Raw genomic sequence first — 12,355 nt, forward strand, 5'->3', positions numbered from 1 at the left:
CGTTCGCGGGAATGACGGGCAAATACTTTCCGGCCTGCGTTCGGCCGGACTTCACGCGTTCTCGCACGAAAGGCCCTGGATTCCCGCGTTCGCGGGAATGACGGGCAAATACTTTCCCGGCCTGTGTCCGGCCGGACTTCAAGCGTTCTCGCACGAAAGGCCCTGGATTCCCGCGTTCGCGGGAATGACGAGCAAATACTTTCCCGGCCTGCGTTCGACCGGACTTCACGCGTTCTCGCACGAAAAGCCCTGGATTCCCGCGTTCGCGGGAATGACGAGCAGATACTTTCCGGCCTGCGTTCGGCCGGACTTCAGGCGTTCTCGCACGAAAGGCCCTGGATTCCCGCGTTCGCGGAAATGACGGGCAAAAAAGCCGCGGCCCAAGCGCCGCTCGGCTCCCAACACCCAAAGCCCCGCTTAATCCCCGGCGAAAAGCCGCAAACAGAACGCCGCTTTCCGCCCGCAACCCCAGCGCCGGACCCCCGGTTCGGGTTAGAATGGCGCGCTTCATCCTCCCGGGCCCGCCCATGCTGCGCATCCAGGCTGAAGCGCTTACTTACGACGATGTCTCTCTCGTCCCCGCGCATTCGATCGTCCTGCCTAAGGACGTAAACCTCTCCACCCGCCTGACCCGCGACCTGTCGATCCGCCTGCCGATCCTGTCGGCCGCGATGGACACCGTCAGCGAAGCCCGCCTCGCCATCGCGCTGGCCCAGCTCGGCGGCATCAGCATCCTCCACAAGAACATGAGCCTGGAAGCCCAGGCCGCGCAGGTCGCCAAGGTCAAGAAGTTCGAGGCCGGGGTGATCCGCGAACCGTTCACGGTGGGGCCGGAAACGACCATCGGCGAAGTGCTCAAGCTGACCCGCGCGCGCAACATCTCCGGCGTGCCGGTGGTCGATGGCGGCCAGCTGGTCGGCATCGTCACCAGCCGCGACATGCGCTTCGAGACCAAGCTCGACGATCCCGTCCGCCACATCATGACCAAGCGCGATCGCCTGGTCACCGTTGGCGAAGGCGCCAGCGACGATGAAGTCGTGCAGCTGCTGCACAAGCACCGCATCGAAAAGATCCTCGTGGTCAACGACGGCTTCGAGCTGCGCGGCCTGATCACGGTCAAGGACATCCAGAAGAAATCCGACAACCCCAACGCCGCCAAGGACAGCGCCGAGCGCTTGCTGGTCGGCGCGGCGGTCGGCGTCGGCGGCGACACCGAGGCGCGTGTGGAAGCGCTGGCCGCGGCCGGCGTGGACGTGATCGTGGTCGATACCGCGCACGGCCATTCGCAGGGTGTGCTCGACCGGGTGAAGTGGGTCAAGACGCGCTTCCCGCAATTGCAGGTGATCGGCGGCAACATCGTCACCGGCGAAGCGGCGCTGGCGCTGATGGATCACGGCGCCGATGCGGTCAAGGTCGGCGTCGGCCCCGGTTCGATCTGCACCACCCGCGTGGTCGCCGGCGTCGGCGTACCGCAGGTGACGGCGGTGGCGATGGTGGCCGAGGCGCTGCAGGATCGCATCCCGCTGATCGCCGACGGCGGTATCCGCTATTCCGGCGATATCGGCAAGGCGCTGGTCGCCGGCGCGTCCACGGTCATGGTCGGCGGCCTGTTCGCCGGCACCGAGGAAGCGCCGGGCGAAATCGAACTGTTCCAGGGCCGCAGCTACAAGAGTTATCGCGGCATGGGCAGCATCGGCGCGATGGAGCAGGGCTCCAAGGACCGCTATTTCCAGGACGCTTCCGACGCCGACAAGCTGGTGCCGGAAGGCATCGAAGGCCGCGTGCCTTATCGCGGCTCGCTCAGCGGCGTGGTCCATCAGCTCGCCGGCGGCCTGCGCGCCACCATGGGCTACGTGGGCTGCGCGACCATCGAGGACATGCGCAAGAAGCCCAGCTTCGTGCGCATCACCAACGCCGGCTCGCGCGAAAGCCACGTGCACGATGTGCAGATCACCAAGGAACCGCCGAACTATCGCGCCGGCTGACGCCGGCGCGCGGGATTCGTGATTCGGGATCAGGGATTCGGTAAAGCCGACCCGTTTCCGAATCCCGGCGTTCCGCCTTCACCGAATCCCGAATCACGAATCCCCAATCCCGGCCCCCATGACCGACATCCATAGCGACAAGATCCTGATCCTCGACTTCGGTGCGCAGTACACGCAGTTGATCGCGCGGCGTATCCGCGAACTCGGCGTGTATTGCGAAATCTGGGCCTGGGACCACGATCCGGCGGAAATCGCCGCCTACGGTGCCAAGGGCATCATCCTGTCGGGCGGTCCGGAATCGACCACCGAACACGGCTCGCCGCGCGCGCCGCAGCAGGTGTTCGACGCCGGCCTGCCGATCCTGGGCATCTGCTACGGCATGCAGACCATGGCCAAGCAGCTCGGCGGCGAAACCGAAGCGGCGGATCAGCGCGAGTTCGGCCACGCCGAAGTGTCGCTGGTCGCGCACGATCGCCTGTTCGACGGCTTGAAGGATCATCCCGGCTCGCCGCCGCGCCTGGACGTGTGGATGAGCCACGGCGACCACGTGTCGAAGGCGCCGGAGGGTTTCGTCGTCACCGCCAAGACCGACCGCATCCCGGTCGCCGCCTTCGCCAACGACGCGCGCGGCTGGTACGGCGTGCAGTTCCATCCGGAAGTCACCCATACCAAGCAGGGCCAGACCCTGCTGCGCCGCTTCGTGGTCGATATCTGCGGCTGCCAGACGCTGTGGACCGCCGCGCATATCATCGACGACCAGATCGCGCGCGTGCGCGAGCAGGTCGGCAGCGACGAAGTGATCCTCGGCCTGTCCGGCGGCGTCGATTCCTCGGTGGTCGCCGCGCTCCTGCACAAGGCGATCGGCGACCAGCTGACCTGCGTGTTCGTCGACACCGGCCTGCTGCGCTACAACGAAGGCGACCAGGTGATGGCGATGTTCGCCGAGCACATGGGCGTCAAGGTCGTGCGCGTCAACGCCGCCGACCGCTACTTCGAAAAGCTCGCTGGCGTCAGCGATCCGGAAGCCAAGCGCAAGATCATCGGCAACCTGTTCGTCGAGATCTTCGACGAGGAATCGCAGAAGCTCGCCAACGCCAGGTGGCTGGCGCAGGGCACGATCTACCCGGACGTGATCGAGTCGGCCGGCAGCAAGACCGGCAAGGCGCACGTCATCAAGAGCCACCACAACGTCGGCGGCCTGCCCGAGCACATGAAGCTCGGCCTGGTCGAACCTTTGCGCGAGTTGTTCAAGGATGAAGTGCGGCGCCTGGGCGTCGAGCTCGGCCTGCCGCGCGAGATGGTCTACCGCCATCCGTTCCCGGGCCCGGGCCTGGGCGTGCGCATCCTCGGCGAGGTCAAGCGCGAATACGCGCAGCTGCTGGCCCAGGCCGATCACATCTACATCGACGAACTGCGCAAGGCCGGTCTGTACGACAAGACCAGCCAGGCCTTCGCGGTGTTCCTGCCGGTCAAGTCGGTCGGCGTGGTCGGCGACGCGCGCGCCTACGAGTGGGTGATCGCGTTGCGCGCGGTGGAAACCATCGACTTCATGACCGCGCATTGGGCGCATCTGCCGTACGAATTCCTCGGCACGGTGTCCAACCGCATCATCAACGAGTTGCGCGGGGTTTCGCGCGTGGTCTACGACATCAGCGGCAAGCCGCCGGCTACGATCGAGTGGGAATGAGGCAAGCGCGCGCGGCGCGCTGAGCGAAGCGATATCGACCGCCTGCGCATTCCGTGCGCAGGCGGTTTGCGTTTGTGGAGGCGTGAAACGAAATCTGTCCGCGTATCGCGGCCCGAAGACACGTGGCCGCTGGCGGGCGAGCGCATCGCAATCCGATCGCCGCCGCGATGGCCCGCGCTGCCGCAGCGTCGAGCAGGCAATCGGATTCGCACCGGCGCGACGGACGCCGGATATGTGATAGCTAACGCGTTTTCGCCCGCATCCGGCGACTAGGGTTCGTTTACCCCCGCGCACCGAAAACCGCCGCCACCGGTACAAGGATGTTCGAAAGGGATGGACGAGTTCGTCATCGTCAGCCTGTTCCTGTCGTCGGCCCGCCGGCCGTTGCGCCGCGCCCGTGCCGCGATCGTTTCCAGCCCGGCGCCAACCGCGCGCATCGTGCCCCTCGCAACCACGAACCCCTGCGGCGAGGTTCGCCTCCATGCGAACGCCGGCAATCGCCGGTCGCGCCGCATCGGCGGCATCGCGCAAACAGCAATGGCCGCGGACGGAGTCGCGGCGAACCGCGCTGGACGGCGTCCGCCGCCGGCGCCCGAGACGGCCGGGAAAGGACGCTCCCGGTTGTCCCTCATCAATGGAGAGGACGATGAATAGGAAGCCCCGTATCAAGCTGCTGATGGCGTGCTGCGCGTTCGCGATCGGCCTGGGCGTCAGTCTTACCGCGTTCGCGCGGCCGTGCTGCAGCAATTGCGATCCGAACGATCCGGATTCGCGTTGCTGGGCCATCTGCTCGCCGGACTGCTGAGCCGGCAGTGGGGAAGGGGCGGGCGACCGCCTCTTCCCTCAACGCATCCATCGACTCCGAGCCGCGGCCCAATTAGGACCGATTCTGTCCGCAACACCTCGTAGCCTGATCTCAAGCCGGCCCGCCGCCGGTCTTCGCGACGCTCAGCGGCGATCTTCGCCGCGGCCGTCGCCGTCTTGTCGATTCGCGCCGGCCCGATTCGTCGTCTCAGACAAGGGCGGCCGAATCCGCGCGATGCGCAAGCGGAATTTGCGCCGCCCGACATCGATCAGGAGCAATGCCATGTCGAGAACTCTGCCGGTAGCCGCGGCCCTGCTGGCGCTGCCGCATCTGATGGCGATAGCCGCGTCGCGCAACGAGCCGCCCGCGCGCGCGCGAACCGTAGCGACCCGTCCCGACATCGTCTGCGTGGCGGTGGCGCCGCGCGACAAGGCCGTCGCGCGCGGCGCGGGAGCGGCGGCGCCGCGTTATCTGCAGCGCTGACCTCGCCATCATGGCGCTGGCGCTGCGCCGCACGCGCCAGTGTCAGCGCCAGACCTGCAAGGCCGTGCGCAACACCTCGTGCAGTTGCGCCGCGCTGGCGCCGTCGCGCGCCTGGATCGACAGGCCTTGCACCACCGTGGCGAGGAATTTCGCCAGCGCGGCCGCGTCGGCGCCGGCGTCGACATCGCCTTCGCGCTGGCCGCGTTCGATGCGGGCGCGAAAGCCGGCTTCGATCGACAGACGGTGCGCGCTCAGTTCCTCGCGCAGATGCGCGGCCGCGCCGCCGCCGCCCACATCGGCGGCGATCAGCATGCAACCCGCGGGTTGTCCGCAGCCGCTGAATCCGTTCGCGATGGCGGCGAACAAGCGCTCGAACGCCTCGCGCGCGGTTACTCCCTGCGCCTGCAGCGTGGCGGCGTGATTGCAGCGGAACTGCTGCAGATAGCGCCCGATCGCCTCGCGGAACAACTGCTCCTTGCTGCCGAAGGCGGCGTACAGGCTGGGCGGGGCGATGCCCATCGCCGCGGTCAGATCGTTCAAGGACGTGGCCTCGAAGCCCTGCCGCCAGAACAGCCGCATGGCCGTTTCCAACGCCTGCTCGCGGTCGAACGCGCGCGGCCGCCCGCGCGGCCGCGAGGGCTTTTTCGCGGGCGCGTCTTCGCCGCCGGACGGCTCCGGATTCGCAACGCCTATTTCCATAGCGATCGATAATAAATTTATTGACCGGCCCCGTGCAAGCGCTCAGACTCGCGCTCGGCCTGCGCCGCCGGCGCCGGTCCGCGCCGCTTCGAGCGGCCGCGTCCTTCTGTTTCCCCGCCACGAGAACAGGATTCCCCATGAGCCTTTCGCTCTACGACGCCTCCGTCCCGGCCTTCAGCCGCGGCCTGGACGTGATGTCCCATCTGCTCGACAAAGGCGTGGCCTACGCCGACGAACAAGGCCTGGACCATTCGGTGCTGATCGCCGGCCGCCTGGCGCCGGACATGTACACGCTGATCGGGCAGGTGCAATCGGCCAGCGACGCGGCCAAGTTCGGCGCCGCGCGCCTGGCCGGGATCGCGCCGCCGAGCTTTCCCGACACCGAAACCAGCGTGGACGAGCTGCGTTCGCGCATCCTCAAGACGCAGGATTTCCTGCGCAGCGTGTCGCCCGAAAGCATGGAAGGCAACGAGGAGCGCGAGATCGTGATCCGCCCCGGCGGCCGCGAACTCAAGTTCACCGCGCGCGACTACCTGCGCGGTTTCGTGCTGCCGAATTTCTACTTCCACCTGACCACCGCCTACGGAATCCTGCGCAACCAGGGCGTGCCGCTGGGCAAGATGGACTACCTGCGCGGCTTCTGAGCCCGCGCCGGCTCCGCGCACCGCCGCCGCGCGCTGCGGATGCGCGCGCCGGGCCAGTGAACGATAATCGCGTCCGACGCCGCGCCTTCGCCGCGGCCGGACCCGCGCGACGCCCGTGAGCGAACAAGCCGACATCGACGAATACTGGATGCGCCGCGCGCTGGATCTGGCCGAGCGCGCCGAGCGCGAGCACGACGAGATTCCGGTCGGCGCGCTATTGGTGTCGGCGGCCGGCGAGCTGCTGGGCGAGGGCTGGAACCAGAACATCGGCAGCTACGATCCCAGCGCCCACGCCGAGATCGTGGCCTTGCGCGAAGGCGGGCAGCGCCTGGGCAATCACCGCCTGCTCGGCACGACCTTGTACGTGACCCTGGAGCCGTGCGCGATGTGCGCGATGGCGGTGGTGCATGCGCGCGTCGCGCGCGTGGTGTTCGGCGCCAGCGATCCCAAGACCGGCGCCGCCGGCAGCGTGTTCGATCTGTTGACCGATCCGCGCCACAACCATCGCGTGACGGTGCTGGGCGGTGTGCTCGGCGAAGAGGCCGGGGCGCGGCTGACGGCGTATTTCCGGCGCAAGCGGGGCAAGGCGGGGTGAGGCGGGGCCTGGATGCCTGTCTTCAAAGTTTCTGGTTCACGTATCGAGCATCTACGTTTTGCTCGTCATTCCCGCGAAGGCGGGAATCCAGGGCCTTTCGTGCGAGAACGCTTGAAGTCGCTGGATTCCCGCCTTCGCGGGAATGACGAGCAAAAGCAGACCCACGACGTGAAAACTTCGAGCACGCACGGGCCGCCGAATCTCGGCGCCGGTCGAGGTCACCGCACCTGGAAGGTCAACGCAACGCGTCGAGCGCCTTGCGCGCATCCTCGATGAAACGCCGCGCCTCTTCCGGGGAATTGAGATGGGTCGCCAACTGCGCGATCACCTGCTGCGGCATGCTGAGCGTTTCGAACGCTTCGTCGCACAGCATCCCCGCGATCGGCCCCAGATAATTCACCGCTGCCTGCTCGATCGCATCGCGCACGCGCCGGTCCACCCGCACCGGCGATGCCGCCAGCGCGGGCGTCGGCAGGCGCCGCGCCGCCAGGTCTTGTTCGAAGCCGCCCAGCAGCCATTGCATCGAGCTCTCGCTCAATGCCGACTTGGACGAGGCCGGGGTGTCGCCGGACTGGAAGCGCAGCTTGGCCGAGGCGACCATCGCCAGGCGCTGCACCGCCTCGTCGTTGCGCATCATCCTGAACAGCACTTCCTGCACCTGTCCGCCGTTCAAGCGGATGATGCAGGAGTGGTTTTCCTCGGTCACGATGAACAAGAAGCCGGAGGCGCGTTTTTGCACCAACGTCCTCAGCTCGCGCAGGACCTCGATCAGCGGTCGGAAATCGTTGGACATGAAGAGGTCTACCTCGCGTCGCGGCGCCGGGTCGGAATACTGCGGCTCAGCGTTGCTTGCTGAGCCGTTCCATCGCTACCCGGACACTGTAGGACAGACGTGAGATCGCACGCGCCAGTTTGCCGATTTCGTCCTTGAGGTCGGCTTCGACGATGGTGTGATTCCACTTGCCGACGCTGAGCTCCTCGGCCACCGCGGTCAGGCGCTGGATCGGGCGCAGCACGCGATTCATGATCAGGCTCCATTGCAGGCCCAGCAGCAGCGCGCAGACCATCAGGCCGATGCCGCCGATCCACAGCGACTGCCGCAAAATCACCCGGTTGACGTCGCTCTTTGGATAGGCCGCGACCAGGTTGAAGCCCCAGCCCGGGACTTCCTGCTGGGTCACCACCCAGTCCTGCGGCATCTCGCGCACGACCCGCTCGACTTCCTTCGGATCGATGGTGGCGCCGGTCTTGGACTGGAAGCGCAGCTTGTCCTTGGCGTCGAACACGGCGATGAAGCCGGATTCGAGTACATGGCTGTCGCTGACCACCTGGTTCAGGGCCTGCAGATCGGTCTTGTAGCCGACGTACCAGATGCCGACCGGGTGCTGATCGTCCATGCCGGTGAAGATCGGCTCATAGCCGGTCACGTACGGATTGCCGAGGATGTCCACCACGCCGTAGAAACTCTGCGCCTTGCGGATCTGCGCGATCGCCTGGCCCTGCGGGTCGAGCACGGTGCCGACGGCGCGGCTGCCGTCGTCCTTCTTGACGTTGGTGGCGATGCGCACGAAATCGTCGCCAGCGCGCGAGAAAATGGTGGCCGTGCCCTCGGCGATCGAGGTGACCGAATCGACCAGGGTGTAGTTGTTCGCCTGCGGCACGCCGCCGAAGAACAAGTCGTTGGTCAGGCGCCCGTCGATGCGGATCTGCGGGCCGACGCTAGTGGTGCCGACGCGCTCGGCCTCATGGCGCAGCAGGCGCATCGAGCCGTGTACGCGGTCGAGCATGACCGAGCGGGTGACCGCGAACAGGCTCTGCAGCGCGACGGTCTGGCCGTCGATCACGCGGCCGGCATTGGCGCGCACGCGGTTGGCTTCGGTGATAGCCAGGATAATCGTAAGCGCGGCGACCACGACCAGGACCAGGGCCAACACCGGCAGCAGCAGGCGCACCCGCAACGAGTGACGAAGCATCGCATTCTCCCCGAACGCAATTGATGGAAGATGTAATCAAGGCGTCATCGCATGAGCGCGGCTGCGTCGGTGATGCGGACGCAGTGGCTTCCTTCCCGTCATGCTTAAGCGATTGCGACTTGTGGCGGCACGATAACTTATCGATCCGGTGGTCGCAGCCTTTTACCACGCGCAAATCAGCTGGATTTCTCGATCTCGCAAGCGATCAGTGGGGCGGCTGATAGGGTGGGAATGTATCTCGTAGTGAATGGTGATGTATTCGAAGTGCCAATTAATACGTGACGCAGTAGGGGGCGTTATGGATTATTTTATTCGGCGCGATATTCGGGCGATGAGCCCGGAGCGGCGCGCCGCAAAGGTTTCGTCACGGTCCGTGGCGCAATCGTAGTGGCTTGCGTTAGCCGGTGTTGTGACAAAAATGCAAGATCGGACAGGCGTCTCATCGCCAGCTGTCGTCAGGCTGTCGAGCGCGGATTCGGATTAGTACGAAAGTAGTAGGGCTTAGGGCGGAATCGCCGCTCGGCGGCGACGCGGTTCAGGAAATCATCCGGCTCCGCACGCCAATGCCGCGCACCGGATGTGGTTCGCGGCCGCGGCTCATGGCCGGTATCGCGGTCGCGGATCTGTCGCGCCGATATCGGGGTAACCGCGATCAGTCGGATTTTTTCTTGCGACCGTTGTCGCGATCGAATTCCCGTTTCACTTCGGCGTCGAGCATGCTCACGCTCATGCGCGCCTCGCGGCCCATGTTGATGCACGCGGCCAATACCAGCAGCACGCCGCACATGGCCAGCGCGGTCGGCACGCCGGTGATGCGGTAATCGGTGAACTGGTCGATGCCGATCGACAGGCTGGTGGCGACGAAGGCGGTCATCGCGCCGTACAGCAATTGCAGGCAGGTCAGAATCAGACGCACCCGTCGCCGGTGCAGGATGATGCGCGCTTCGAGAAACTGGCGCGCGTGATCGTCCACGGTGTCTTCCAGCGTCGCCAGTTGCTGGCGCATGCGGTCGACCACGCGCGCCAGGCGGTTGTTGGACGACACCAGCAGCGACGCGGTCGCGGTCAGGAAAAACGCCGGCGTGATCATCGCCGAGACCACGGTGTAGTGCGAATTCAATTGGACCAGGTCGGCCATGACGGGCTCCGTCTTCGTTGCCCGCGCCGATGCGGCGCGGCGTGCGGGTTGTTCGCGGTCTTCGCTCGCGGCCGCGGCCGGCGGGACCGGCGCCGCCGGGGTTCGCGCGGCCGGTTTATCCGGGCGGCTTGGCCCAGCGTTTCATCGCGCTGATGTGGCCGTGATCCATTTCCTCGTTGACCGCCTCGACCGCGAGCGAGGACTCGCGCGCGAGCAGCAGGCTGGCGGCGAACATCGACAGCACGCCGAACGCGGCGAGCACGGTCGGGATGACGCCGAGCCGATAACCGAGCACCGCGTCGCCGGCCACGGTCAGGCTGGTGCAGACGAAGAAGCTGATCGCGGTGTAGAGCAACTGGCTGCCGCGCAGGATGATGCGGCTGCGTTTCTTCTGGCGCAGGATGTGGCGCTCGATCAGGTCGCGCTCCTCCGGGTCGTCGGCCTCAGCCAGCTCCTTGATCAATACGCGGGCGCGGTCGATGACCCGGGCGAGGCGGTTGTTGGCCGACAGCAGCAGCGAGGCGGTCGCGGTCAGGAAGAACGCGGGCGCCAGCATCGCGGTCAGGATCGCGTAGTGGGCGAAGGTGACGTTCTGGTTCATTGCGGTGCGGCGGGCTCGGGCGGGGGCTGTGGGCTATCATGCCGCGACATGGACATGACGGCGAGGCTATGACGGACAAGACTGGGCACGAGCACCGGCTGATCTGGATCGATCTGGAGATGACCGGCCTGGATACCGACCGCGATTCGATCCTGGAAATCGCCACCGTCGTCACCGATGCGCAGCTCAACGTGCTGGCGCAGGGCCCCGAACTGGCCATCGCCCACCCGCTGGAGCGCCTGGGCGCGATGGACGAATGGAATCGCAACCAGCACGGCAAGTCCGGGCTGTGGAAGCGGGTGCTGGAGCAGGGCGTGCCGATGGAAGAGGCCGAAGCGCGGACCCTGGACTTCCTGGCCCAGTGGGTCCCGGCCAACACCTCGCCGATCTGCGGCAATTCGATCTGCCAGGACCGCCGCTTCCTGCACCGCTGCATGCCGCGGCTGGAGAAATACTTCCATTACCGCAACCTGGACGTCAGCACGCTGAAGGAACTCGCGCGCCGCTGGGCGCCGGACGTGCTGGCCGGGCTCAGCAAGGAAAGCAAGCACACCGCGTTGAGCGATGTGATGGATTCGATTGCCGAGCTCAAGCATTACCGCGCGGCGATGGGGAAGCTGGGCGGGGTGGGGTGAGCGGATGGGCTTGCGGGCCATGGGCTCGCGCATCTGCGAAGGCCGGGGCGCAGAGACTTCAAGTCATGTGCCGATCGGTTACGTAAACACCAATAGCGAAAGTCGCTGGATTCGCGCGGCTTTCGTACAAATCGCCAAGCACTTGCCGCTTAAGCCTTAGGCTTCGCCACCGGCGCCGGCACATCCCCATCGTCCGCCACGGCCTTGGTCAGCAACTCCGCGATCGGTCGCCCATCCGCATCGTGGTGATACACATGCAGATCGCGCTGCGGATACGGGATGTTGAGACCCTTGCCGATCAGCTCGTTGCGGATGCCTTCGACCAGGTCGCTGCGGGTCCGCACCAGATTGGCGGTCTTGACCCAGGCGCGCAGTTCCAGATTCACGCTGCTTTCGGCCAGCGCGGTGACCAGCACCTCCGGCGCCGGATCGGCCAGCACGTTGGCATGCGCCTTGGCCAGAACCAGCAGCGTTTCCTTCGCGGTCTTGAGATCGTCGTCGTAGCCCACGCCGACGGTCAGATCGATCCGGCGCTTGGGATTGGCGGTGAAGTTGATGATGGCCGCGGTGGTGATCAGGCTGTTGGGCAGCACGATCACCCGGTTGTCGATGGTGCGCAGGCGGGTCTGGAACACCCGGACCTGCTCGACCGTGCCTTCCACGCCCGCGGCCTGCACGGTGTCGCCGGCGCGGAACGGGCGCAGCACGATCAGCATCACGCCCGAGGCGATGTTGGACAGCGAGTCCTTCAACGCCAGACCGATCGCCAGGCCGGCCGCGCCCAGCACGGCCAGCACCGAGGTCATCGGCACGCCGAGCGCCTGCACGGCCGCGACCGCCACGATCACCACCATCGCCGCATACGCGATGTTGCGCAGGAAGCCGCGCAAGGTGACTTCCATGTTGGCGCGGGTCATGACCCGCTCCAGCGCGCGCGACAGCCATTTGGCCAGCCACAGGCCGATCAGCAGGATCGCCAGCGCGCTGAGCAGCTTCAGGCCGGCGGTCTGTCCCCAGACCGTCAGCTTGTCGATGTCGAACCCGGCCTCAAGTCCCAGCAGGGACTTGGGCACCACGGCCTGCGCTGCGTCCTGTTTCGCCATGCCGGGT

14 protein-coding genes are annotated in these 12,355 nt (G+C 66.4%); 8 read left to right on the forward strand and 6 right to left on the reverse strand.

Annotation, left to right across the window (positions count from 1 at the left end; all coding sequences use genetic code 11):
* The first annotated feature begins 527 nt into the window (after positions 1-527).
* From guaB to J7J50_RS11395, 5 genes are all read left to right on the forward strand, one after another.
* Positions 528-1,985, forward strand: coding sequence for an IMP dehydrogenase (gene guaB, locus J7J50_RS11375; RefSeq protein WP_215058097.1), 1,458 nt, complete (start codon positions 528-530; stop codon positions 1,983-1,985).
* Between the two features lie 118 nt (positions 1,986-2,103).
* Positions 2,104-3,672: a glutamine-hydrolyzing GMP synthase gene (gene guaA / locus J7J50_RS11380; RefSeq protein ID WP_215058098.1), complete on the forward strand. Its 1,569-nt coding sequence runs from the start codon at positions 2,104-2,106 to the stop codon at positions 3,670-3,672.
* Between the two features lie 333 nt (positions 3,673-4,005).
* On the forward strand, positions 4,006-4,326 hold the full coding sequence (locus J7J50_RS11385; protein ID WP_215058099.1) for a hypothetical protein: 321 nt from the start codon (positions 4,006-4,008) through the stop codon (positions 4,324-4,326).
* Positions 4,319-4,477 carry a hypothetical protein gene (locus tag J7J50_RS11390; protein ID WP_215058100.1) on the forward strand — a complete coding sequence of 53 codons (159 nt, stop codon included), beginning with the start codon at positions 4,319-4,321 and terminating at the stop codon, positions 4,475-4,477. The genes J7J50_RS11385 and J7J50_RS11390 overlap by 8 nt, the downstream gene beginning before the upstream one ends.
* Before the next feature lie 282 nt (positions 4,478-4,759).
* Positions 4,760-4,960, forward strand: a complete 201-nt coding sequence (locus J7J50_RS11395) for a hypothetical protein (RefSeq protein WP_215058101.1) — start codon at positions 4,760-4,762, stop codon at positions 4,958-4,960.
* Between the two features lie 42 nt (positions 4,961-5,002).
* Here the strand turns inward: J7J50_RS11395 and J7J50_RS11400 are convergent, their stop codons facing one another.
* Positions 5,003-5,539, reverse strand: a complete 537-nt coding sequence (locus J7J50_RS11400) for a TetR/AcrR family transcriptional regulator (RefSeq protein WP_215058102.1) — start codon at positions 5,537-5,539, stop codon at positions 5,003-5,005.
* A 257-nt stretch (positions 5,540-5,796) separates the two neighbouring features.
* Here J7J50_RS11400 and J7J50_RS11405 point away from each other — a divergent pair, with 257 nt between their 5' ends.
* Together J7J50_RS11405 and tadA are read left to right on the forward strand one after the other, a co-directional pair.
* Positions 5,797-6,303, forward strand: coding sequence for a DUF1993 domain-containing protein (locus J7J50_RS11405; RefSeq protein ID WP_215058103.1), 507 nt, complete (start codon positions 5,797-5,799; stop codon positions 6,301-6,303).
* A 115-nt stretch (positions 6,304-6,418) separates the two neighbouring features.
* Entirely contained in the window at positions 6,419-6,898 is a 480-nt protein-coding gene (tadA, locus tag J7J50_RS11410) for a tRNA adenosine(34) deaminase TadA (protein WP_343222487.1), read from the forward strand.
* A gap of 235 nt (positions 6,899-7,133) precedes the next feature.
* On the opposite strand, the gene J7J50_RS11415 is transcribed toward tadA, so the two are convergent.
* From J7J50_RS11415 to J7J50_RS11430, 4 genes are all read right to left on the reverse strand, one after another.
* Positions 7,134-7,691, reverse strand: a complete 558-nt coding sequence (locus tag J7J50_RS11415) for a hypothetical protein (protein ID WP_215058104.1) — start codon at positions 7,689-7,691, stop codon at positions 7,134-7,136.
* 46 nt (positions 7,692-7,737) lie between these two features.
* The gene (locus tag J7J50_RS11420; protein ID WP_215058105.1) at positions 7,738-8,871 is read right to left on the reverse strand and encodes a Cache 3/Cache 2 fusion domain-containing protein; all 1,134 of its coding nucleotides are present in this window, start codon (positions 8,869-8,871) and stop codon (positions 7,738-7,740) included.
* Positions 8,872-9,523: 652 nt separating this feature from the next.
* Positions 9,524-10,009 carry a DUF2721 domain-containing protein gene (locus tag J7J50_RS11425; protein WP_057943213.1) on the reverse strand — a complete coding sequence of 162 codons (486 nt, stop codon included), beginning with the start codon at positions 10,007-10,009 and terminating at the stop codon, positions 9,524-9,526.
* Positions 10,010-10,124: 115 nt separating this feature from the next.
* Positions 10,125-10,610 carry a DUF2721 domain-containing protein gene (locus J7J50_RS11430; protein WP_215058106.1) on the reverse strand — a complete coding sequence of 162 codons (486 nt, stop codon included), beginning with the start codon at positions 10,608-10,610 and terminating at the stop codon, positions 10,125-10,127.
* Between the two features lie 68 nt (positions 10,611-10,678).
* On the opposite strand from J7J50_RS11430, the gene orn reads away from it, so the two are divergent.
* On the forward strand, positions 10,679-11,245 hold the full coding sequence (orn, locus tag J7J50_RS11435; protein WP_215058107.1) for an oligoribonuclease: 567 nt from the start codon (positions 10,679-10,681) through the stop codon (positions 11,243-11,245).
* Positions 11,246-11,394: 149 nt separating this feature from the next.
* Here the strand turns inward: orn and J7J50_RS11440 are convergent, their stop codons facing one another.
* Positions 11,395-12,348, reverse strand: coding sequence for a mechanosensitive ion channel domain-containing protein (locus tag J7J50_RS11440; protein ID WP_215058108.1), 954 nt, complete (start codon positions 12,346-12,348; stop codon positions 11,395-11,397).
* Positions 12,349-12,355: the final 7 nt, after the last annotated feature.

This window comes from Lysobacter sp. ISL-50, from assembly GCF_018612875.1.
Taxonomy (GTDB): domain Bacteria; phylum Pseudomonadota; class Gammaproteobacteria; order Xanthomonadales; family Xanthomonadaceae; genus Lysobacter.